General features: G+C 70.2%; 21 protein-coding genes. 11 read left to right on the top strand and 10 right to left on the bottom strand.

The genetic code is table 11. The features are described 5' to 3' along the window. Positions 1-15 precede the first annotated feature (15 nt). Positions 16-516, bottom strand: a complete 501-nt coding sequence (locus PCA76_RS20030) for a hypothetical protein (RefSeq protein ID WP_272611988.1) — start codon at positions 514-516, stop codon at positions 16-18. Here PCA76_RS20030 and PCA76_RS20025 point away from each other — a divergent pair. The 3 genes from PCA76_RS20025 to PCA76_RS20015 all read left to right on the top strand — a co-directional run bounded on the left by PCA76_RS20025 (position 503) and on the right by PCA76_RS20015 (position 3,558). Beyond that, positions 503-826 carry a hypothetical protein gene (locus PCA76_RS20025; protein WP_272611987.1) on the top strand — a complete coding sequence of 108 codons (324 nt, stop codon included), beginning with the start codon at positions 503-505 and terminating at the stop codon, positions 824-826. The genes PCA76_RS20030 and PCA76_RS20025 overlap by 14 nt on opposite strands. A 531-nt stretch (positions 827-1,357) precedes the next feature. After that, positions 1,358-2,224, top strand: a complete 867-nt coding sequence (locus PCA76_RS20020; RefSeq protein WP_272611986.1) for an aldo/keto reductase — start codon at positions 1,358-1,360, stop codon at positions 2,222-2,224. An 86-nt stretch (positions 2,225-2,310) separates the two neighbouring features. Beyond that, positions 2,311-3,558, top strand: coding sequence for an MFS transporter (locus PCA76_RS20015; protein ID WP_442930273.1), 1,248 nt, complete (start codon positions 2,311-2,313; stop codon positions 3,556-3,558). A 343-nt stretch (positions 3,559-3,901) separates the two neighbouring features. Here PCA76_RS20015 and PCA76_RS20010 read toward each other — a convergent pair whose 3' ends face one another. From PCA76_RS20010 to PCA76_RS19990, 5 genes are all read right to left on the bottom strand, one after another. Continuing rightward, complete coding sequence (locus PCA76_RS20010; protein ID WP_272611985.1) at positions 3,902-5,152, bottom strand: HNH endonuclease signature motif containing protein; 1,251 nt, start codon at positions 5,150-5,152, stop codon at positions 3,902-3,904. Positions 5,153-5,206: 54 nt separating this feature from the next. Then, entirely contained in the window at positions 5,207-5,395 is a 189-nt protein-coding gene (locus PCA76_RS20005) for a hypothetical protein (RefSeq protein ID WP_272611984.1), read from the bottom strand. An 83-nt stretch (positions 5,396-5,478) separates the two neighbouring features. Next, a complete protein-coding gene (gene trxA, locus PCA76_RS20000; RefSeq protein ID WP_272611983.1) occupies positions 5,479-5,826 on the bottom strand; it encodes a thioredoxin in 348 nt (115 codons plus the stop codon). Then, on the bottom strand, positions 5,796-6,188 hold the full coding sequence (locus PCA76_RS19995; RefSeq protein ID WP_272611982.1) for a MerR family transcriptional regulator: 393 nt from the start codon (positions 6,186-6,188) through the stop codon (positions 5,796-5,798). The genes trxA and PCA76_RS19995 overlap by 31 nt, the downstream gene beginning before the upstream one ends. Before the next feature lie 120 nt (positions 6,189-6,308). After that, on the bottom strand, positions 6,309-7,517 hold the full coding sequence (locus PCA76_RS19990; RefSeq protein WP_272611981.1) for a chitosanase: 1,209 nt from the start codon (positions 7,515-7,517) through the stop codon (positions 6,309-6,311). A 269-nt stretch (positions 7,518-7,786) separates the two neighbouring features. Here PCA76_RS19990 and PCA76_RS19985 point away from each other — a divergent pair, with 269 nt between their 5' ends. From PCA76_RS19985 to PCA76_RS19975, 3 genes are all read left to right on the top strand, one after another. Further along, a complete protein-coding gene (locus PCA76_RS19985; RefSeq protein ID WP_272611980.1) occupies positions 7,787-8,386 on the top strand; it encodes an RNA polymerase sigma factor in 600 nt (199 codons plus the stop codon). Between the two features lie 319 nt (positions 8,387-8,705). Continuing rightward, positions 8,706-9,092 (top strand): hypothetical protein, encoded by a 387-nt coding sequence (locus PCA76_RS19980; protein ID WP_272611979.1) that lies wholly within the window; start codon positions 8,706-8,708, stop codon positions 9,090-9,092. 111 nt (positions 9,093-9,203) lie between these two features. Continuing rightward, entirely contained in the window at positions 9,204-9,812 is a 609-nt protein-coding gene (locus tag PCA76_RS19975) for a hypothetical protein (RefSeq protein WP_272611978.1), read from the top strand. A gap of 51 nt (positions 9,813-9,863) precedes the next feature. Here PCA76_RS19975 and PCA76_RS19970 read toward each other — a convergent pair whose 3' ends face one another. Continuing rightward, positions 9,864-11,489, bottom strand: a complete 1,626-nt coding sequence (locus tag PCA76_RS19970; protein ID WP_272611977.1) for a glycoside hydrolase family 43 protein — start codon at positions 11,487-11,489, stop codon at positions 9,864-9,866. A 249-nt stretch (positions 11,490-11,738) separates the two neighbouring features. Here PCA76_RS19970 and PCA76_RS19965 point away from each other — a divergent pair, with 249 nt between their 5' ends. The 4 genes from PCA76_RS19965 to PCA76_RS19950 all read left to right on the top strand — a co-directional run bounded on the left by PCA76_RS19965 (position 11,739) and on the right by PCA76_RS19950 (position 16,003). Then, positions 11,739-13,031, top strand: coding sequence for an extracellular solute-binding protein (locus PCA76_RS19965; protein ID WP_272611976.1), 1,293 nt, complete (start codon positions 11,739-11,741; stop codon positions 13,029-13,031). Positions 13,032-13,083: 52 nt separating this feature from the next. Continuing rightward, positions 13,084-14,082 carry a carbohydrate ABC transporter permease gene (locus PCA76_RS19960; RefSeq protein WP_272611975.1) on the top strand — a complete coding sequence of 333 codons (999 nt, stop codon included), beginning with the start codon at positions 13,084-13,086 and terminating at the stop codon, positions 14,080-14,082. Beyond that, positions 14,079-14,915, top strand: coding sequence for a carbohydrate ABC transporter permease (locus PCA76_RS19955; RefSeq protein WP_272611974.1), 837 nt, complete (start codon positions 14,079-14,081; stop codon positions 14,913-14,915). Before PCA76_RS19960 ends, PCA76_RS19955 begins: the two co-directional genes overlap by 4 nt. Positions 14,916-15,004: 89 nt before the next feature. Continuing rightward, entirely contained in the window at positions 15,005-16,003 is a 999-nt protein-coding gene (locus PCA76_RS19950) for a LacI family DNA-binding transcriptional regulator (RefSeq protein ID WP_442930272.1), read from the top strand. 6 nt (positions 16,004-16,009) lie between these two features. On the opposite strand, the gene PCA76_RS19945 is transcribed toward PCA76_RS19950, so the two are convergent. After that, on the bottom strand, positions 16,010-16,717 hold the full coding sequence (locus PCA76_RS19945; RefSeq protein WP_272611972.1) for a SanA/YdcF family protein: 708 nt from the start codon (positions 16,715-16,717) through the stop codon (positions 16,010-16,012). Between the two features lie 285 nt (positions 16,718-17,002). Here PCA76_RS19945 and PCA76_RS19940 point away from each other — a divergent pair, with 285 nt between their 5' ends. Further along, positions 17,003-19,063, top strand: a complete 2,061-nt coding sequence (locus PCA76_RS19940; RefSeq protein ID WP_272611971.1) for a cellulose binding domain-containing protein — start codon at positions 17,003-17,005, stop codon at positions 19,061-19,063. Between the two features lie 56 nt (positions 19,064-19,119). On the opposite strand, the gene PCA76_RS19935 is transcribed toward PCA76_RS19940, so the two are convergent. Together PCA76_RS19935 and PCA76_RS19930 are read right to left on the bottom strand one after the other, a co-directional pair. Further along, positions 19,120-21,471 carry a VWD domain-containing protein gene (locus PCA76_RS19935; RefSeq protein ID WP_272611970.1) on the bottom strand — a complete coding sequence of 784 codons (2,352 nt, stop codon included), beginning with the start codon at positions 21,469-21,471 and terminating at the stop codon, positions 19,120-19,122. Then, positions 21,468-22,079, bottom strand: a complete 612-nt coding sequence (locus PCA76_RS19930; protein WP_272611969.1) for a hypothetical protein — start codon at positions 22,077-22,079, stop codon at positions 21,468-21,470. The genes PCA76_RS19935 and PCA76_RS19930 overlap by 4 nt, the downstream gene beginning before the upstream one ends. Positions 22,080-22,193: the final 114 nt, after the last annotated feature.

Genomic DNA, 22,193 nt, shown 5'->3' with positions numbered 1-22,193 from the left:
GAGCTTGAGGTCAAGTCACCGCGCGGGGCGTTCCAGCTCGCCGCGAATCTGACCGAACACACCATGCGGGTCATCCGTCTGGGTGAAACCGACGAAGGTCACCATGCCGAGCGTGTACTGGTCACTCCACACGCAGATGTCGACGGGGATGCCCGTCTTGGCTTGGATGATGCCGCAACCGGCCACCCCGCCCAGCGGGCCTGGTGGAATCGGCCCCACGCCGGTGACGTTCGGCAGCCCGGCGAAGGTCTTGTCCAGCGCCGCAGTCGGGTCGGTGATCGTGCCGGACACCGCACTGATCAGGACGACTCGCTGGTCGTCGTCGGGAATGTGCAGCCCGCGCTCTCGGGAGTACACCTCTTCGGCCCGCACGTAGGCGGTGCCCATCGCGCTGGTGGGCCCAGCGCTGAGCAGCTTCTTGAAGGTGCCCATCTGCTGCTCGGCACGGTCATGGAAACCCCGATCCACGGACTCGGTCCAGGTGCCCAGGAGCTTGGCCGGCTTGTCGATGCGCATCGCCGCGGCGGGGGGCGACGGCTGCGCAGCCGCTGCCGACGTGGGGGTGTCGGCCTGCCCCGAACACCCGGTCGTGAACAGCAGGACCGCCGACGTCAGCGCGCCGACGATCGCTGAGCCAGCCGGCATCGTGCGCGCCATGAATCCCGTCCTCGTCTCGATTTCGCGCGAAAGATATCGCACCCCCCCGGTGCCACAAGACCCGGCCCGAGCGCTGAACGACCGTGGGCGGGAGGGCGAGGCCGCGACCGTGCTGATCGGGACCGTGCTGAGCGACGGCGACCGTGCGTTCGCCCATGGACGTTGGTGACATGGCTGGGAACTTGAAAAGGTGAGGACCTCCGGGTGAGGTGGAGCTTGTCGAAGGCTCCGTAGCGGACGGCGAGTCGAAGCGGGTAGTGACACGCGTTGTGGTTGAGCCGGTTGATGCCGCGCTCGACGGTGTGTCGCTGCTGGTAGACGTGCGGGTCGAAGCTGGTGGCCGGCCGCCCTTGGACCCCTTGGCCCGAAGGTGGGCGTCCTGGTTCCACCTTGCCAGGGATGGCCACGGCACTCCTCCGCGCCACCCGCTGCAGGCGCCTGTCCAACGCCGTCGCGGGTAAGCCGGGTTCGCTTCGATGTGTACGCCTTATCGGCCGGGACCCAGTCAGGCCCTCGTCCTCGGAGGGCCGCGTCACAGGCGAAACGCGGATGTGGTCAGGACCGGAATGAACTGCGGGCTGTCACTGCGGTGCCCCGGCGGAGGGCTTCCCACAATAAATAAACTAGCAGTGACCTTGCGCGAGCGGTATCGGGCAGATGACCGGCTGCGCAGGTCAGCGGCGGTGGCTAAGTTCGCCCAATGCCCACCAACATGATCACTGCGAGTTCCGCTGGCACCTGGACCCTCGGCGACCTGACCGTCAACCGGATCGGATTCGGCGCGATGCGCCTGACGGGCAACGGCAGCGCGGCGAGCGACCGTGCGCGGGTCGTCGGCGTACTGCGCCGGGCGGTCGAGCTCGGTGTGAATCACATCGACACGGCGGCGTTCTACTTCTCGCCGCTTCGGTCGGCCAACGAGTTGATCAATAGTGCGCTGTCGCCGTACGCCGACGACCTGGTCATCACCACGAAGGTCGGGCCGGGCCGCGACCCCTCGGGGGAGTGGCTGCCGCTGGCCCGGCCGGACCAGCTGCGCGGGCAGGTCGAGGAGAACCTGCGTCAGCTCGGCCGCGACCATCTGGATGTCGTGAACCTGCGCCAGCACGGGCTGGACTCGGTCGCGGAGCACTTCGGCGCGCTGGCCGACCTGCGCGACGCCGGGCTCATCCGGCATCTCGGCCTGTCGAACATCCGCCCGCAGCACCTCGCGCAGGCGCAGGCGATCGCCCCGGTGGTCTGCGTGCAGAACCCGTACGGTGTCGACACCCGACGCATGCACGACCAGTTCGTGCGCACCTGCGGCGAGCAGGGTGTCGCGTTCGTGCCGTTCTTCGCGATCGCCGGCGACGGACGTGAGGCCGGCGGCGTGGCCACCAACGAGGCCGTGCATGCCATCGCGCGCACCCACGGCGTGACGCCGGCGCAGGTGCGGATCGCGTGGACCCTCAGCCGCGGGCCGCACCTGCTGGCCATCCCCGGCACCGGCAACCCCGATCATCTGGTCGAGAACGTGGCCGCCGGGGTGCTGCGCCTGTCTTCGGAAGAGTTAACCAGCCTCGAGTAGCTGTGCCCGGCAGGGCGCAGCCCTGCAACGAGTCCACGACCGTCAACGAGAGGCCCCGCGCTTTGCAGACAACGACAACGTCGTCCATTCCCATCCCACCGCCCAACAGCTCATGGCTCGTTGCCCGAGGATTCATTCCCGATCAGGGGCCTCGGCGCGTTCTGGCCTTCGCGACCTTCGTCAACATGCTCGGAAGCGGCATCTTCATGGCCAGCGCCGTGCTCTTCTTCACCCGATCCGTCGGGCTTCCCCTTGCGCAGGTCGCTCTGGGCATGGGCATCGCCGCACTCGTCGGGATGATCGCCGGGATGCCGGTGGGGCATCTCGCTGATCGGCGGGGGCCGCGCGAGATCTATCTGCTGACTCTGATCATCCGAGCCGCCACCATGGCCGCCCTGGCCTTCGTCCACACGTTCTGGCTGTTCGTCGTCCTGGTCTGCCTGGCCCAGCTCGCCCACTCAGCCGGCGGGGCGTGTCGCGGTCCGCTGGTGCGTGGCTTCGGCGGCACCAACCCGGCCCCGTACCGGGCCTATCTGCGTTCGGTCGCCAACCTCGCCGGATGTTGCGGCGCCCTCGCCGCCGGCGCCGCGGTGCAACTGGACACCCGCGCCGCCTACCTGGCCCTGGTTGTCGGCAACGCCATCAGTTTCGTGGCATGCGCCGCCATCATCACTCGGCTGCCCTCACTGCCGCCCGTTCCAGCGCCCCACACGACCGGGCGCTGGATCGCTCTGAAGGACAAGCCCTACATGGCAGTCACCGTGCTCGACGCCATCATGGGAATTCAGGGTCAGGTACTGGTCTTCGCGTTACCGGTGTGGATCATTTCGCAGACCCACGCGCCGCGCTGGTTCGTCGGGATGGCCGTGCTGGTCAACACCGCTCTAGTGGCGGCTCTCCAGGTCAGAGCGAGCCGGGGGGTCGACACCAGTCCAGCGGCAGGCCGGGCCGTGCGCCGCTCCGGCTTGGCATTCCTGATCGGGATGGCCCTGATCGCCGCCACGTCGACGATGCCCGGATGGCTTGCCGTCACGGTGATGACGCTGGGAGTCGTCGCGCACACCGTCGGCGAGCTCTGGCACGCGGCGGGCTCACTCGAGTTGCAGTTCCGGCTCGCACCTGCGCACGCGCAGGGGCAGTACACGGGAATCTCCGGCCTCGGCACCGGCCTGGCCAACGTCGCCGCCCCTTCCTTACTGGGCCTGCTCTGCATCGCCTGGGGCGCCCCCGGCTGGCTGCTGATGGGCGGCATCTTCGTCGCGGTCGGGCTCGCCGCCCCGGCGGTCGTCCGGTGGGGCGAGCGAACACGTCCGGACCCAGCAGAGGCCGTCTAGAGTCCAGCGACCCGGCAGCCGGAACCGAACCGGCCGGAGGTTGACCGACCCCAGCGGAGCCAGGCTGTAGCCGACGTCGACACACGCTCTCGTCGGCCTTGACGACATTCGAACCTTTCTCCGCCGGCCGCCGTGGCCAGACGGGATAGCACCACTCAGACTGCGATCTCCGTGGCGGCCAAGGGGACGACGCGTTTGTCCGTCGCGGGCAGCAGGCAATGCGCGTCGACGGCGGCGCAGAAGGGCCCGATGTCCGGCATCGGCGCGACCGACTACTCGTGGAGTCGTCCCGAGGGCATGCCTCGTCACCACGACAGGAGTGATTGCTCTCCGCTGGTCGTGTCTATGTTCGTCGGTGGTAGTGGTTGCGGCGGGGGAGTTGGTCGGGGTCGAGCCAGGCTGGCGGCACGAACTCGGGGTGGCTGTCGTCGCTGAGCCGCACAGTCCAGTCGTTGTGGTGGAGGTGTCGGTGGTGGTGGCCGCAGAGCAGGACGGCGTTGTCGAGGTTGGTGGGGCCGCCGTCGGCCCAGTGCTGGATGTGGTGGGCGTCGCACCAGCGGGGTGGCCGGTCGCAGCCGGGGAAGGCGCAGCCGCCGTCACGCAGCACGAGGGCCCGGCGCAGCGGACCGCTGATGAGACGGCGTTGCCGGCCCACGTCGAGGACCTGACCGGCGCCGCCGAGCACGGCCGGCAGGATCGCGGCGTCGCAGGCGAGTCGGCGCACCGCGTCGGGAGTGAGCCGCAGGCCGATGTCGAGGACGCCGGCGGACAGCTGCCGGGTCAGCCCGTCGTAGCTGGTGGTGACGACGACCTGGGCGGGATCGCCGCCGCTCTCCGGCACCTCACCGGCGCGCAGGGCGAGCCGGCACACGTCGGCGAGGGCGTCGTGGCGGCGTTGCCCGGCGCAGCGGTTGTCGTCGGGCCCGGCGGGTGCGCTGAGTGGGTCGATGGCGGCGCGTAGCAGCGCGGCGGCTTCCGCGTCGAGAGTGCCGGTGAGCCGCAGCCGGCCGCTGGCCTGCTCGGAGATGGTGAGGTGCCGGTCGCGGATCGCCCGGGCGGCCTCGGCGTCCAGTGCGGCGCGGGCGGCGGCGTCGGCGATGTCGGGGGCGACGTGGTTGAGGATGCGGGTGCTCAGCTTGCGCAGCAGGGTGGGGTCGAACTGTCCGGCCCAGTCGACCAGCACTGCGACGGACTTGTCGGCGACCTCCGGCCCGGCGGCCGTCCGCACGGTGTTGACGGTGTCGGCGATGACCCGGGCCTGCTCCACGCTGACCGCCCCGGCCGCCAGAGCGTCCCGCACGGCCGTCGGGGCCGCGTCGACGCAGGCCGCGAGATCGACCAGCCGGCGGGCCGCGGGAATGGTCAACCGCAGTCGTTCGCGGAGCCAGACCGCGGTCGAGGACGCACCCTGCGTGACCGCCGTGCCCCGACCGTCCACCTCGCGCACCAACGCCAGCTTGACGGCGGCGAGACGTTGCTCGACGCGGTGCGCGGCGTCGAGCGCCGCGATCAGATCGTGCTCGGAGAGGGGCCATGCGGCCGCCTCAGTGCAGGCGGCGACCGCGTCGTCTGCCTGCGCCAACTCCTCGACCATGACCAGACACTAGAACAGGTGTACGACAACCTCAGTGGTCATGACCGATCGCTATCAGGCGGAGCGGAGAGGTTCCTGAGGGGTGCTGAAGGGCGTGGCCCAGGCGATGTCCAGGACGGTACTCGCTTCGGTGATCCAGGCGCCGGGGAACAGGCGGTGCTCGGTGTAGCCGACCGGCGGTTGAGGACTGCCGTACGGGTTGAGGACACCGTCGATGTCGAGCAGCAGCAGGGGTCGGCTCACCCGCAAATCACGACGCCGCTGAGGAGCGCCGTCACCACGCTCAACAGCAGGAGGCGGAGGCGGCACTCGACCAGCGGTGACGGTCACAGGCCGGCGTGCATGGTCAGGCTCTGCCGCAGGTGGAGTTTCGGCCTGGACCCGACGACCGAGCCGACGACCTCGCCCCCACGGAACACCAGCAGCGTCGGCAGGGACATGACCCTGTAGCGCCGCGTGGCCTGCGGGTTGTCGTCGGAGTTGAGCTTGGCGATGACCATTCGGTCGCCGAACTCCTGTGCCAGCTCGACGAGGCTCTTCTCGATCATTTTGCACGGCGGGCACCACTCCGCCCAGAAGTCGACCACGACCGGTCGTTCGCTGGCCAGCACCAACTCGGCGAACGTGTCGTCGGTGACGGTGATCAGCGAGGCGGTTGCCGTTTCCTGGGGCATGTTTCCTCCCGGTGCGCGATGGCGTGGGTCAGTTGGGTGTGGAGTTGCTGCCGGACGGCGCCGAGCCGGTCGATGTAGGCGTCGACCTCAGCGAGCTTGCGTCGCAGCACCACCACCGAGTCCGGGCAGACGTCGCCGGACGAGTTGCCGGCCCGAAGGCACGCGACGAAAGGGCGGACGTCGTCGAGGCCGAAGCCAACGTCGAGCAGTGTCCGGATCTCGCGGACGACCCGTAGCTCCGTCTCCTCGTAGACGCGGTAGCCGTTGGTGGAGCGCTGCGCCTGCACCAACCCGTGCTCCTCGTAGTAGCGCAGGGTTCGCGTACTCGTGCCGGCCCGCTCAGCCAGCTCGCCGATCAGCATCCGACCTCCTCGATCAGCCCGTCGTGACCACGCTAAACCTTGCCGCTGGCGTCAACGCAAGACGAGCTCAGGGCGCCGCCGGCGAGGCGACGCCCTGAGCATCCGTGTGAGCCGGTGAATCTAGCCGATACGGAACTGCTGACCGTAGACGGCGAACGCCAGCGGCGTGTTCAGGTTGAAGTTGCCGTTGTTGAGGAATACCCGCTGGGCCGTGTCGACGCGGGAGGTGTCCTCGTGGGCCGCCTCCTTCTTCATCTCGATGACCCGCTCGTCGAGGAACGCGTTGAGCCAGGTCCGCTCGTCGCCGCCCTGAGCTGGGGGTTTCGCCCGATTCAGGGCGCGGCTGCGGATCTGGCGCATGCCCTCGTACCCGTGCATGACCGCCGCGTCGTAGTAGGCGAACTGGCCGAGCGCCCTGACCTGGTCGTTCTTGCCGTCGCGTACCGATGGGTTGAAGTAGACCCGGTCCCGCTCGGCCTCCTGCGCGGCCCGGAACACCGAGTCGTTGGCCGCGGCCCGCCAGTCGCGGGGGAAGTCGGGGTCGAGGCCCGCGTGCGAGGGAGTGCCGTCGACGGCACGCAGCGCCGGCAGGTACGCGGCCAGCACGTTGCCCGGCTTGTTGCGCGTGTACGCCTCGACCAGTTCGAGCATGTCGCCGGTGCCGGAGCAGAAGCCGATGATGCCGGCGGTGTAGCCTCGACCGTCGCCGATGTCCTCGATGTAGGAGAACTGCGCACGCCAGTCGAGCGATGAGTTCTCAGCTGCCGAGACGAGCTGCATGGCGACGTCCTTCTTCGCCGGGTCGTCGAGGTTGGTCCCGGCCGGGGTGGTGGGCGTGGGCGTGGGGGTGCCGCCGCCGGGCAGGGTCCATCGCTGGTTGGTGGTGCCCCCGCAGGTCCAGATCTGCAACCGGGCACCGTTCGCGGTGCTCCGGTCGGTGACGTCGAGGCACTTGCCGGAGCCGGTGTTGACGAGCGCCCCGTTGTTGGCGGTCCACTTCTGCGCGGCGGTGTTGTTGCAGTCGTACAGCTGCACCTTGGCCCCGTCGGCGGTCGAGGCGGCGGTGACGTCGAGGCACTTGCCGAGTGCCCGGATCGAGGTGTCGGTGTTGCCGACCGTCCACGTCTGGGCCGCGGTGCCGTTGCAGTCGTAGAGCTGGACCGCCGTGCCGTTGGCCGGATTGGCGCCAGCGACGTCGATGCACTTGCCGCCGAGGCCGGTGATCGGGCCTGCGGATGCGGCACTCGCCGACGGTAGGCCGAAGCCGACGGCCGCGACGCCGATCAGCAGGGCTCCCACGACGTAGGCGGCTGTTCTCTTGCGAACCATGGTGTTCCTCGGGGGAAGGGGCGGCGTGCCGCCGGCCGGTCGGTGGCCCGGTGCGGCGGTTCGGCCCCGGCGGGCACCGCGAGCATCAGGAAACTGTATTAACAGATACCAGTGGGTCGATGTGTCGTCAATTGACGACCGCAGGCCGTGACGGCGCGTGTTCATCTCGTTGTTGGCGCGGCGTGCGGAAGGGTGGCTATCGTCGGGCCGCAACGGATCAACGGGCCGGTCCATCGGAACCAGCGCCGCCCGACGGACAGAAAAAGGTCATGGAGTCGAGTCTGCGTGCTCGGGTGCGAGCCGGTGATCCCGGTGCGTTCGCCGAGCTCTTCGACCAGTACGCGCGCTCGGTGTTCAACCACGCGTTCCGGCTCACCGCCGACTGGGCCACGGCGGAGGACGTCATGGCAGCCAGCTACCTGCAGGCCTGGCGTTCCCGGGAGCGCGTCACCGAGGAGGGCGGGTCGCTGAGGCCGTGGCTGCTCGGCATCGCCACCAACGAGGCCCGCAACCACACCCGCAGCAACCGCCGCTACCGTCGGGTGGCCGCCGCGCTGCTCGCCTCCGACTTCACCCTGCCCGATCACGCCGACGAGGTCGCCGGCCGCCTTGACGACAGCCGACGCATCGCCGCCGCGATCGACGCGTTGGCCCGGTTGCGCCGGCCCGAGCGCGAGGTGCTGACCCTGTGCCTGTGGGAGGGCCTCGACTACGAGTCCGCGGCGCAGGCGCTGGGTGTTCCGGTCGGCACGGTCCGGTCGCGGCTGTCGCGGGCTCGCGCCCGCCTGCGTACCCTCGTCGATGCCCCGCCGCGCGCCTCTCGGCTGCCGGTCGTGGACGCCTCGTTCGTGCAGGAGGGCAGCCAGTGAGCGCGCCGGACCCGTCCGAGTGGGCGGAAGTCGCCCCCCACCCCGGTGATCACGACCTGCCGGCGGGCCGGCACGAGCTGCACCGGAGCCGTCTGCTGACGGCGATCGCGCAGGAGACGCGTACCCGGAAACCGGCCCGCGCATTGCGGCGTCCCGTACTCGCGGTGGTCGCGCTGGTCCTGGTCGTGGCGGGGGGCGCCGGGCTCGCCGTCAGGTCCAGCGACGGCCCCCGGCGGCGCTCCCGTCGCCCGAGGCGAGCCGTTCGGCCGCTCGGCCCGCGCCGCCGGGCGCGGTTGCCAAGATCCGCGGGTACGGCACGGTGCGCCAACTCACCGACGCGGCCGACCTGGTGGTCCGCGGTGAGGTGGTGTCGGTGGCGGGCGGGCGGGCCGTCTATCGGGTGGCCGAGGTGCTCTACCGCGCACCGGACGCCCCGGTGTCCACCGAGATCACGTTGGTGGCGGAGCTGGCCGGAATGTCTGGCCAGCCGACCGTCCTCTACCTGGCCCTCAGCGGCCCGGAGGCGCGCGTCTACACGCCGCTCAGCGGCGACTTCGGGATCTTCGACCTCGCCGGGGACACAGTCACCAGCCGGTCGCCGGCGATGTCGGTGACCGGGCTGCGCACCGAGGACGCCACCACGGCGGGTCGCGCGTTCGTCACCACGCTGGCCGAGCTTCGCCAGCTCGCGGCCGAGCGGGGCTGAGCCCGAAAAAACATGGAACTCGCTGCTCGGGTCGCACAGATAGAAGGCGTAAGCAGTGCCACGTCCCGGGCGAGACGACCCGGGACGGCACCGAGACGCGAGGAGCGTTCCATGGCAGTCGACCTCCGCCGTACCCGGCCTCTGTGGGCCACGGCCGCCGCCGTGCTCGCCGCGGCGGCGTTGTCCGCCTGCGGCAGCGCCGACGCCGCCGACCCGGTCGCCGCACCCGCCACGAGCAGCGCCGCCACGCCGACCGCCGCCGCGGCCCCGCCGATCAAGGGCAAGCTGCGCGGGTACGTCACCGTGCGGGAGCTCAGCGAAACCGCGGACCTGGTCGTACGCGGTGAGGTCGAAGCGGCCGGGTTCCGGGTCGACGAGGTGCTGCGTGCGGCGACCGGATCGTCGGTGCGGGCCGGGACGCCGATCACGCTCGCCAGCCTGCCCGCCGGTGTGGCGGACATGGCCCACATGTCCACGCTCGAGGCGGGCCAGGTCGTGGTGCTCTACCTCGCCCAGGACCCGACCACCCCGACGTTCCGGACGCTCAGCGGCGACTTCGGCGTGTTCGACGTGACCGGATCCGGTGACGACGCCGTCGCGTCGACCCGCTCGCAGACCATGGCCGTCAGCGGTCTGCTCGCCGAGGACCCGGCCGCGTCCGGTCGCGGCTTCCGCACCACCCTCGGCCAGCTGCGCACCGTCGCCGCTCAGGTCAAGTAGTACGGCTGACGCGCGGACGGCACCCGACTGGGCCGGGTGCCGTCCGCGTGGTCAGTGCTCCCGGTAGGTAGCCAGGTCGAAGTCGGCGTACACGCCGTCGCCGCCGAGGTCCTGCACCCAGAGGCCGAGGAACGCCCCGGTGAAGCCCCACGCCGCCGGCTCGCCGTCGATGATCAGCGCGGCGTGCTCGTCGGACAGGATGGTCGCGTCCAGGTCGATAGCCAGCCGCTGCCAACCGGTGCCGAGGTCGTAGTCGAAGCGCACCACCGGCCCGTCGAAGACGGCCCGCAGGCCGACCCGGGTGACGGCGCTGACGTCGACGGTCAGCTCGGGGTACGGGATGAGTCGGCCGTTGTCGGAGCTGAGCAACTCCAGCACCGTCCGCCCGTCGTCGGCGCGGGTCAGGTAGAGGTGGTGCCAGTTGAGGGTGTTGTAGTAGGCGGTGATCCCGGCGAGCTGACGGTGGTCGACCGGGTCGAACTCCACCACGGTCTCCAGGGAGCAGTGCGTCGCACCGACGCGTCGCCCGACCAGGCTGGGAGCCTGTCGACCGACCGGTGACTGCCCGCCGTGCACCCGTAGGTGCGACGGGCGGGAGTGCAGGTCGATCCAGTCCGCGGTGGCCGGCCGGCGCAGCGTCGACCAGCACAGAGCCAGCTCGGGGGCGTCGAAGTGGTCGGTGTCGGGCTCCGCCGGCCACGGGTGCGCGGGCAGGTCGGGCGCGGCGACCTCCTCTGCTGGCACCCCTCCGGCGATCCGGGGCCAGCCACCCGACGGCCACTCGACCCGCTGGATCGCGGTCTCCCGGCCCAGCACGCAACTGCCCAGCGGTGAGTAGGGGCGGGCAACCAGGTGGGCCAGGTACCACCCGTCGTCGGGGGTCCGGACCAGGCTGCCGTGCCCGGCTTTCTGCAATCGCAGGTCAGGCCGCCCGACGGAACTGAGCAGCGGCCCGTCCGGGTCCACCTCGTACGGTCCGAACAGCTCCCGGGACCGCGCCACGGTGACCTGGTGTTCCCAGCTGGTGCCGCCCTCGGCGGTGATCAGCCAGTACCAGCCGTCGTGGCGGTACAGGTGCGGACCCTCGGTGACGCCGACGTGGGTGCCGGTGAACAGGATGCGGGGCCGGCCGACCAGGCGGCGCGCGGCGCGGTCGTACTGCTGGATTTCGATGCCGCCGAAGCGGTCCCGGCCGGGTCGCCAGTCCGCGCTCATGCTCAGCAGCCACGTGGTGCCGTCGTCGTCGTGGAACAGCGCGGCGTCGAAACCGCGCCCGTGCAGTTTCACCGGGTCCGACCAGGGGCCGGTGATGTCCTTGGCGGTGATCAGGAAGTTCTGTGGGTCCCAGTAGCCGCTGGCGAAGCTGGCCACGTCGCTGTAGACGAGGTGGAACTCACCGTCGTGGTACGTCAGGTCGGGTGCCCACACTCCGTTGGAGTCACCGCAGCCGCGTAGGTCGAGCAGGCGGCGGTCGGTGATGATCCCGCCCAGGGTGCGCCAGTTCACGAGATCACGCGAATGGTGCACACGCACACCCGGATACCACTCGAAGGTCGAGGTGGCCAGGTAGTAGTCATCGCCGACGCGCAGGATCGACGGATCCGGGTGGAACCCGGCGAGGACGGGATTGCGGATCGACCGGGCAGCGGTCACCACGTTAGCGATGTCGGTCGACACGAGGGCTCCTCTGGGCGACTGTCTGGAACTTCCGGAAACTTGCGGTCCAGATTCACTGGAAGTCCTGCATACGCTAGCCGGTCTTTTCGCAATAGGACAGAGGTCTTGACCGTTGCGACAACAGCTCGTAGCGTGCCGGCCATCGCCCGGTAATACCGGCGAAGCATTGAAAGTTCCGGAGATACAGGTTCCCACCCCGCCGGCTCGACCGGCGTCCGAGCACCCCGTGAGTCCCTGAAGGGATGGATCATGACAACGCACGTTTCCCGCCGAACGCTGCTCGGTCTTGCCGGCGCTGGCGCAGGCGCGTATTTCCTCAGCGCCTGTAGCGACGGGGAGTCCAGCGACCCGAACGCCCCGCAGACCATCAACTGGTGGCACATCCAGAACACCGAACCGATGCTGCCGGTGTGGGCGGCGATCTCCAACGAGTACAAGACCGCACACAGCAACGTCACGTTCACCATCCAGCCGCTGGAGAACGAGGCTTTCAAGGCCAAGCTCACCACCGCCACCCAGGCCGGCGATCCGCCGGACCTGTTCCAGTCCTGGGGTGGCGGCGTACTCAAGCAGCAGGTGGACGCGGGCCTGGTCAAGGACCTCACCGACGACGTGAAGTCATTGGTCGGCGGCATCCTGCCCGCCGCCATGCAGCCGTACACGATCGACGGCAAGATCTACGGCATTCCGTTCGACATTGGCATGGTCGGGTTCTGGTACAACAAGGACCTCTTCACCCGCGCCGGCATCACCGAGGCCCCCACCACCTGGACCGGTCTGCTCGACGCGGTCCGCAAGCTCAAGGCCGCCGGCATCACCCCGGTCGCCCTGGCCGGCAAGGACAAGTGGCCGGCCCACTTCTACTGGTCCTACCTCGCCATGCGGATCGGTGGAGTGGGCGCGCTGCAGAAGGCCGTCGACGACAAGAACTTCGACACCCCTGACCTTGCCGCCGCAGGTGAGCGGCTCAAGGAACTCGTCGACCTGCAGCCCTTCCAGAAGGGGTTCCTCGGCGCCGAATACGGCTCACCCGACGGGCAGGCCGCCACCATGGGCAACGGCGGCGCCGCCATGGAGCTGATGGGGCAGTGGGCGCCAGCGGTGCAGGCGTCCAGCTCGACCAGCAAGAAGGGCCTCGGCGACAAGCTCGGCTTCTTCCCGTTCCCCGCCGTGGACGGCGGCAAGGGCACCGCGACCGAGGTCTTCGGCGGCGGCAACGGCTTCGCCGTCGGCAAGGACGCGCCGGCCGCCACCATCGACTTCCTGAAGTTCCTGCTCAGCGCCGACAACCAGCGCCGGTCCGCCCAGACCGGCGCGGTGCTGCCCACGGTGAAGGAGGCCACCTCGGCCATTCCCGACGCCAACGGCAAGGTCGTCGCGGAGACCCTGGCCAAGAACACCGGCTTCCAGCTCTACCTCGACCAGGCGTACGCGCCCGCACTCGGGCAGCAGATCAACGACAGCGTCGCCGAGATCATCGCCGGCAAGAAGCAGCCTGCGGCGATCCTCAAGGACATCACGCAGGTGGCGAAGACCGCCTGACCGTGAACCAGCACCCATCCGTAGCCGGCCGAAGAACCCGAGTGGAGCAGGAATGACCAGGCCATCGACCGTGTCGGACACGAGGCGCGGCGACACGGCGACCGATCCGCCGGCACCGGGGCCGGGCACCGCGCGTCAGCGCGGCCGCCAGCCCCGGCCGGGCCGGGGCGGCGTCCTCGCCGTGTTCCTGGCGCCTGCCCTGGCGCTGTTCCTGCTGTTGGTCATCGCACCCATCGTGGTGGCCAGCTACGCCAGTCTCTACAAGTGGAACGGCTTCGGGCTGCCGGAGAACTTCGTCGGGCTGGACAACTACACCCGTGCCTTCAGCGACCCGACCTTCCGTGGCGACCTGCGGCGCGGCCTCGTGCTGGTGGTGCTGTCCCTGGTCGTGCAGCTGCCTGCTGCGCTGGCCCTGGCCATGCTCCTCAACCAGCCACTTCGCGGCCGGGCCGTCTACCGGCTGATCTTCTTCGCACCGTACGTGCTCTCCGAGGTCACCACGGCCGTCCTGTTCACCCTGGTGTTCTCACCCAACCGAGGGCTGGGCGAGGGGGTTTCGCGGTGGCTGGGCGCCGATGCGGGCGCGGTCTTCGCCGACCCGGACACTGTGCTGTTCGCCGTCTTCCTGGTGGTGTCCTGGAAGTACTTCGGCCTCTACATGATGCTCTTCCTGGCCGCCCGGCAGGGGATCCCCAAGGAGCTGTCCGAGGCTGCGGTCACTGACGGCGCCACCGCCTGGCAGGCGTTCCGACATGTCACCCTGCCTCTACTCGGCCCGACGATCCGGATCAGCGTGTTCCTGTCGGTCATCGGCACCATCCAGTTGTTCGACATGGTCTGGGTGCTCACCGGCGGTGGTCCGATCCACTCCTCGGAGACCCTGGCCGTCACGATGTACCAGTACGGCTTCCGCCGCTTCGAGGTCGGCTACGCGAGCGCGATCAGCATCGTCATGTTCCTGCTGAGCCTCGTCTTCGCCCTGCTCTACCAACGCGTCGTCCTGCGTCGTGACACCGCGGGCGCGATCACCAACCAGGGAGGCCAGCGATGACCGCCACGGCGAGTCGCGTCCAGCGGACCCGCAGCGTCGCGCTGCACCTCATTTGCATCATCGTCGGCGCGCTCATCGTCGTGCCGGTGTGGTTCGGCGTGCTCGGCGGCTTCAAGGACAACGGCCAGCTGTCCACCAACCCGCTGGGCTGGCCCGACCCCTGGGTGCCGAACTACCTCGACATCCTGAGCAACGGGGTGTTCTGGCGGCAGCTCGGCAACAGCCTCCTCATCGCCGTGAGCAGCACCTTCATCGTCGTCGGCGCGGCGGCCATGGCCGCGTTCGTCTTCGCGCGCTACGCCTTCCGGGGCCGCGAGTTCCTGGTCACCCTGTTCGCGATCGGCTTGATGTTCCCGTTCGCGGTGGCCATCCTTCCGCTGTTCGTCCTGCTGCGCGGCATGGGCCTGCTGGACAACCCGCTCGGCGTCATCCTGCCCCAGGCCGCCTTCGGGCTGCCGATCACCATCATCATCCTGCGTCAGTTCTTCCGCACCATTCCCGCCGAGGTCGAGGAGGCTGCCGTCCTCGACGGGTGCGGTTCCTTCGGCTTCTTCTGGCGGGTCCTGCTGCCGATGGCCCGTCCCGCACTGGCCACCGTCTCGGTGCTGGCCGTCGTCACCAGTTGGAACAACTTCATGCTCCCGCTGGTCGTCTTCAGCGACCAGAGCTGGTGGACCCTCCCTGTCGGGGTCCAGGCGTTCCAGGGCCAGTACGCCGACGACACCGCACGGGTGCTCGCCTACGTCGTGCTGTCCATGCTTCCGGCCCTGGGCTTCTACGCCGTGGCCGAACGCCAGCTCATCGGCGGCCTGACCGGCAGCGTCAAGGGGTGACCCCGCACCAGTGCGAGCAGACCTGAGCTTCCAGCCAGACTAAGGGGCGAACCGTGGGCTCGGAGAACGGCCGAAACGTCACCATCGCCATGATCGCGCGGTTGGCCGGTGTCTCCGTACCCACGGTCTCCCGGGTCATCAACGGCCGCTCCGACGTCGCTCCCGACACCCGGGAACGCGTCGAGGCACTGCTCAACCGGCACGGTTACCGCCGGCGGTCGCCGGCCCGCCGTACCGACGCCGCCCTCATCGACCTGGTCTTCAACGACCTGGACAGCCCGTGGGCCGTGGAGATCATCCGCGGGGTGGAGGACGTCGGCCAGACCAGCGGTGTCGGCACCGTCGTGTCGGCCATCCACTGGCGCATCTCGTCGGCCAAGCAGTGGCTCGACAACATGCGTACGCGCTCCACCGAGGGCGTCATCTTCGTGACCTCGATGGTGAACCCACCGTTGCAGGCCGAGCTGCGCCGGCTCCACCTGCCGGTGGTCATCATCGACCCCGCCGGGGTGGACCCGCAGGAGTCACCCACCATCGGCGCCACCAACTGGGCGGGCAGCCTGAGCGCCAACCAGTATCTGATCGGCCTCGGCCACCGCCGCATCGGGTTCATCGCCGGCCCACCGCACCTGATGTGCAGCCGAGCCCGGATGGACGGCTACCGGGCCGCCCTCGGCGCCGCCGATATCCCCGTCGACGACACCCTCATCCGGCCCGGCAACTTCTATCACGAGGCCGGCTTCACCGCGGGTACGCAACTGCTGGCCCTGCCCGACCCGCCCACCGCGATCTTCGCCTCCAGCGACCAGATGGCACTCGGCGTCTACGAGGCGGTCCGCAAACGCGGCCTCCGGGTGCCCGACGACATCAGCGTGGTCGGCTTCGACGATCTGCCGGAGGTCCGGTGGTGCTCCCCGCCGCTGACCACCGTTCGTCAACCACTGGCCGAGATGGGCATGCTGGCCGCGCGGACCGTGCTGCGCCTCGCCAGCGGCGAGAAGACCGAAAGCCCTCGGATCGAGCTCGCCACCGAACTCATCGTCCGCGACAGCGCCGCACCACCACCGCGCGGGCGGCCGCCGTCGTGACGCTGTTCAGCTGTCCCGGAGAGCGTCGTCGACGCCCGTCTCCCGGCGGCCGAGGTGTGCCGGGTCCCGACGGGAGAGCAGATCCAGCGCGGCTTTCAGACACGCGCCGTTCTCGCGGGACGAACTGACCCGCCACGTCTGGGAGTAGCGCCTCGCGGTCTCGTCACCGACTCCGCTGGCGTCGATGCCGAGACGCCGGCACAGTGCCACGGCGCGGGGGAGATGAAAGGACTGCGTCACGACCGTCGCGCGCCGCACCCCGAAGATTCGTTCAGCCCGCGCGCACGAGTCGTACGTGTCGAAACCGGCGTAGTCGAGCACCACCTTCCGCGCCGGCACCCCCCGGTCGACCAGCCAACCCAGCATCGCGACGGGCTCGTTGTAGTCCGCGTTCATGTTGTCGCCCGACACCAGGATCGCCCGCACCTTGCCGGTGTCGAACAACCGTCGCGCGATCTCCAACCGGGCCGCCAGGAACGGTGACGGCGTGCCGTCCGCGTCCACCTTCGTCCCCAGGACCAGGGCGACCGGCGCGTCCGGCACGGCAGCCTCGCTGTAGATGTGACCGTCCGCCGCGTCGCGGATCCACGCCACACTGGCCACCGTGCCGCCGGTCAGCAGCACCGCACCGACCACCAGCGCGAGGAGCGTGCCGCGGACGAACCGCCGACGCTCCCCGTACCACCGCCTGAACGCACCGAATCGTCCCCGCATGCCGCGAGCCTATTCGGGCACCAACCGACTCGCCGAAGCCAGCTGCTCGACCGGACTCCTTGAGATCATCGATTTGCGTGTGACATTCTTTACCGTCGATTGCATGCCGCACGCGCGGGGCTGACGCCCGTCCACTGGGCAGCCGGGATCCAGACCACGGATTCGGGGGGACGGGGCACGAGGGACGGGACACCGGGTCCTGTCCGTCCACGAGTCCGCCCGCGACCGCGTCGCATCCGTCCGGCTGGGCGACTCACCGTCGTTCACCGTGGAGGAACCCCCGCCATGCACATCCCGAAAAGCCGTGCCGCACTCCTGGCGAGCCTGCTGCTCGCCGCGAGCGCGTTGTCCGGCGTCAACCCACCGACCGCCAGCGCGGCGGCCGACCCGGTCGTGGTGACCGTGAACGCCCGCGCAGGACTGGCGACCGTGCCGAACACCGCGCTGGGCGTCAACCACGCCATCTGGGACCAGAACCTGGGCACCGCCGAGACGTCGGACCTGTTGCGCGACGCCGGTGTGCAGATGATGCGCTATCCCGGCGGCTCGTACGCCGACATCTACCACTGGAAGGACCACACCGCTCCCGGCGGCTACGTCGCGCCGGGGACCGACTTCGACACCTTCATGGCGGCGGTCCGGCGGGTCGGCGCGCAACCGATGATCATCGCGAACTATGGCACCGGCACGCCCGCCGAGGCCGCCGACTGGGTGCGGTACGCCAACGTGACGAAGGGCTACGGCGCGCGGTACTGGACGGTGGGCAACGAGAACTACGGCAACGGCCACTACGGGTCGGCGTGGGAGGCGGACGACCACCCGGACAAGAGCGCGACACAGTACGCGAGGCTGGTCGTCGAGTACGCCGACGCGATGAAGGCGGTCGACCCGAGCATCAAGGTCGGCGCGGTGTTGACGATGCCGGGCAACTGGCCGGACGGGATCACCGCCGGCAGCGACCCGGGCCCGTGGAACCAGACGGTGCTCTCCATCGCCGGCCCGAAGATCGACTTCGTGGACGTGCACTGGTACCCGGGTGGCACCGCTGCGGAGTCGCTGGCGCGCACCAACCACATTCCCGACGCGACCTACCTGCTGCGGCAGCAACTCACCCGGTACGCCGGCCCGAACGCCGACCGCGTCGGCATCAGCTTCACCGAGCTGAACGTCGGCACCGGCCAGAACACCCAGCCGGGGGCACTCTTCCTGGCCGACGTGTACAGCGGGCTGCTGGAGAACGGCGTCTTCACCGTCCAGTGGTGGAACGTGCACAACGGCATCGGCACCGTGTCCGAGGTGGCGGGTCAGACCGACTACGGCGACTTCGGCATGCTCTCCAGCGGCGGCTGCACCGCGGACGGCTCGGTCTGCGAGCCACCACTGAACACACCGTTCGCGCCGTACCACGGGTTGACCATGATGAAGCTCTTTGCCAAGGCCGGCGACCAGTTCGTCCGCGCCGGCACCGATGAGCCGCTGGTCAGCGCGCACGCGGTCCGCCGGGGCAACGGCGACCTCGCGGTGCTGCTGGTGAACAAGGACCCGGACAACGCTCACCCGGTCGCCATCGACTACGCCGGGTTCACCCCGTCGACCGTCGCGCCGACAGTGTCCACCCTCACCAACGGCGCCACCGGCATCGCCACCAGCCAGTCCGGCTCCGCGACAAGTCGGACGCTGCCGGCGTACTCGTTGACCACGCTCGTGTTGCGCCCGGCCGGCGCGACCGCCGGGCGGCCCTCGGCGCCGGGCCAGCCCACCGCCAGCGGCGTCACCGACCGCGCCGCGACGATCTCCTGGCCGGCCGCCACCCCGGGCGGCAGCCCGATCGCCAAGTACGAGGTGTACCGGCAGAACGGCGCGGTCAGCGAGCAACTCGGCGAGACGACGACCACCTCGTTCACGGTCGGCAACCTCGTTCCGGGCAGCAGGTACACCGTCAACGTGTTGGCCCGCGACACCGCCGGCCGGGTGTCCTGGGCCTCACCGCCGCTCACCTTCGCCACGGGCAGCCCGGCCGCCGGTGCGTGCACCGTCCGCTTCACCACCAACAGCGACTGGGGCAACGGCTACATCGGCGGCGTCGAGATCATCAACAATGGGACCAGCCCGATCAACGGCTGGACGCTCACCTGGACCTGGCCGACCGGCTGGCAGCAGGTGAGCAGCGGCTGGAGCGCCACCTGGGAGCAGGTCGGCGCTGCCGTGCGGGTCACCCCGACCGACGACAACCGGCAGATCGCCGCCGGCGGCAGCGTGAGCGCCGGCTTCGTCGGCGCGTACAGCGGGCCGAACGTGCTGCCCACGGCGTTCACCCTCAACGGCACCGTCTGCACCACCGGCTGACACCGTCGGCATGCTCCGGCTGGCCCGAACGAACGGGCCAGCCGGAGGCCGTTGCCTCAGCCGACCTGGCGCACGGTGACCGTCGCCGACCCGGTTTCGTCCGCCCACGGGTCGAGCACGAGAGCGTACGTGCCGCCCCTGGGGAGGGGACCCATCTCGAAGCGCCCCGCCCCGCCGATGACGCAGCCGCTGCCCAGTTGGTCGCCGTCCGGGCCGTTCACGATCAGGATCGCGCACCGGTCGGGGAGGCTGGCGCCGGTCACCTCGACGGTGAGACGCCGACCGGCGTCAGCGCTGAACCGGAGCCGGCTCACCGCGCCGGGCCGGCTGACCGACAGTGTGGCGGCCCGTCCATCCGCGACGGTGTCGAGTTGCTCGTCGCTGGCATCGCGGAGCCGCACGTCCGCCGAGCCGGTGTCGGTGGAGGTCCCGTCGACCTCCAGGACGTACCGGCCGGTCGCAGGCAGGACGAACCCGTCGACATATCCCTGGCCGCCGATCACGCAGCCGGTTGCCACCTGCTCGCCGGCCGGGCCGCGCAGGCGCAGCACGTTGCACCGGTCCGGCAGGGTCGCGTCGGTGACCTGGAGGAACACCTTCTGGCCGGCGCGGCCGTCGAACGCCAGGCGGCTGACCGCTCCCGGCTGGGCGAGCGTCGCCCGCACCGCGGGCCCCTCCACCGTGAGTGCCTTCTCCTCGTCGGTCACCGTGACGACCCGCACCGATGCCCGGCCGAGGTCGGAGTCCCATGGGTCGAGCACCACCTGGTGGTCGCCGGTGGCGGTCAACGTGGTCACGTCGATGAAGCCGACACCGGAGATGACGCAGCCGGTCGCCAGCTGACGGCCCTGCGGGTCCAGCAGCAACAGCACGCCGCAGCGATCCGGCACGGTGGCGGCGGGCACCTCCACGAAGACCTTCTGACCGGCCCGACCGGGCACCTTCAAGGCGGCGGTGGCACCGGCCCGGGTCACCTCCAGGTCGACGTCGCCGGCGGCGGGCGCGTCGCGCTGCGCCCGGGTGGCGTCCTCGGCGAACGCCACCTGCCCGGTGAGGCCGACGTCGAGCACACAGTCGGCGAAAATCTGCGGATCGGTGATCCCGGCCCGCCGGCAGACGAGTTCCGCGGTGGCCCGGTCGGGCAGGTCCCCGACGGTGAGCAGCCGGTCGGGGAAGCGTCGGTCGGTGAACGTGCCGGTGTCCTGGCCCGGCTCGTAGTCGAACAGCGACCGCCGTGCCTCGACCCGCCAACTGTCGGCGAAACCGGGGTACAGGGCCTCGAACGTCGGCGGCTGCGCCACCCGGCCTCCGTTACGGATGGTCAGGTCGTCGCCGGGGTCACCGTCGTGGTCGCCGAGCAGGCCCTCCAGCGTCCCGGCCCGTCCGGTCGGCGCGCTGACGCTCACGCTTAGCCCCCACACCCCGATCGGGTGCGCGTCCAGCCGCGCGCCGTCCGGCCAGTCCACCGTCACCGTGCCGTCGCCCCAGGTGGTGACGGTGCCACCGCGGGGCAGCTTCATCCCGGCCGGCGCGAAGACCGGCGGGGCTCCGTTCACCCGGGTCACCGGCCCGTCGGGCGTCGCGTACACGCCGACCCGGTCGCCGGCCACCCGCACCGCGACGGCGGAGTTGACGGCCACCACCGAACTGGCCGGAAACATCGTCTGCCGGGTTTGGACCTCGAAGTCGTCCCTGGTCGAGCGGCTGAGCACGAACTCCCCGGCCGCCTGGAAGTCGTACCGCAGGCCGTCGTACGTCAGCAGGTGCGGGTCGCCGTTGCTGTTCGCGCAGCGGTAACCCTTACCGATCACGGAGATCGAACAACCACCGCCGGGCCGTCGGGGCGCGGGCTTGTCGCAGTCCTTGCCGTTCGACGGCAGCTTCAATCCGCTGTACGTCGGGCGGAGCGGCACCCCGACGGCCTTGCGGTACGCGTTCTCCGCCAGCACCGCGTGCACCTCGCTGGGATCCACCTCGCTGGCGAACTGGCCACCCTGGGTGCAGAACTTGCCCCGATCGGTGTCGTTCGCCTCGTCGAGGGCGTGGTTCATCTCGTGGATCAGAGTGGCGCACTGGTCCTCGGTGAAGCCCGCCCCCTCCTCCTTCAGCGGTCGCCCGTCGTTCTCCGGCCACCAGTTGATCTGCACGTCACTGCCCGGTACGTAGGTGGTGGTGCTGCTCTCCGTACCGAAGATGGGTCTCCGCACTGTGATCTGCTTGCCGGAGCGTTCCAGCTCGTCGAGCACGGCGCCGTTGCCGGAGCCGCGGATCTGTCCGACGCAGCCCGCGTACTCCGTTTGCAGGTCGGCGTTGACGCTGACCACGGCGGACGCCGCCTGTGGGGCGAGCAGCACCAGGACGCCCGCCAGCACGACAACCAGCCGTATTCGGCTCCGCAACCCGGTCACCCGCCCTTCACCTCGAACGTCACCGTGCCCTGCTCGGTCGTCGCGGCGCAGGCGTCCGCCGGCACACCCCGCAGCGGCGCCCGCAGGTAGCCCAGCACCAGCCGGTACGCCCCCGGCTGGTCGACGGGCCACCAGGTGACGGTGGCCCCGCCGCGCCCGTCCGGCGCGGAGGTGGTCAGCGCCGCGCCGATCGGGCTCTGCGGGTCGCTGCCCAGAGTCAGCTCCACCGACCCGCGCGGCGGCACCCGCACCAGGTTCTCGATGAGGTACGCGGTGAAGTCCCGGTAGTACGTGGCACCACCGACCGCGGGTGCCACCGCAGCGCCGTCGCGGGTCAGCGACATCACCGTCACCGCCCCGTCCGGCACCCGACTCAGTTGGCATTCGGCGTCGCGGTTGTTGACCAGCTTGAGCCGCAGGTTGACCTGCTCACCCACCCGGTACGTCGGCTGGGAGGCGCTGACGCTGAGACCGACCGTCGCGGTGCCGCCGGTCGAGGCCGGGGTGGGACGGGACCGTCTGCACCCGACGGCCGTGACCATCAGCAGCAGAGCGAGGCAGCCGGCGAGCATGCCTCGGCCCGCCGACCCTGCCCGGGGTACGCCCATGGGCCGCGCGCCTCCTCCGGGTGGGTCACTAGTCGAAGATCCCGGCCAGCCTGCGCCGCAGGGTGTCGTGACCGCTGTCGTGATACGGCCCGGAGGGTGTCCGCTAGCCGACGC

The organism is Micromonospora sp. LH3U1 (genome assembly GCF_028475105.1).
Classification (GTDB): Bacteria; Actinomycetota; Actinomycetes; order Mycobacteriales; family Micromonosporaceae; genus Micromonospora.
The sequence above is the reverse complement of the archived record's forward strand: the minus strand, read 5'-3'. Positions and strand labels throughout refer to the sequence as shown.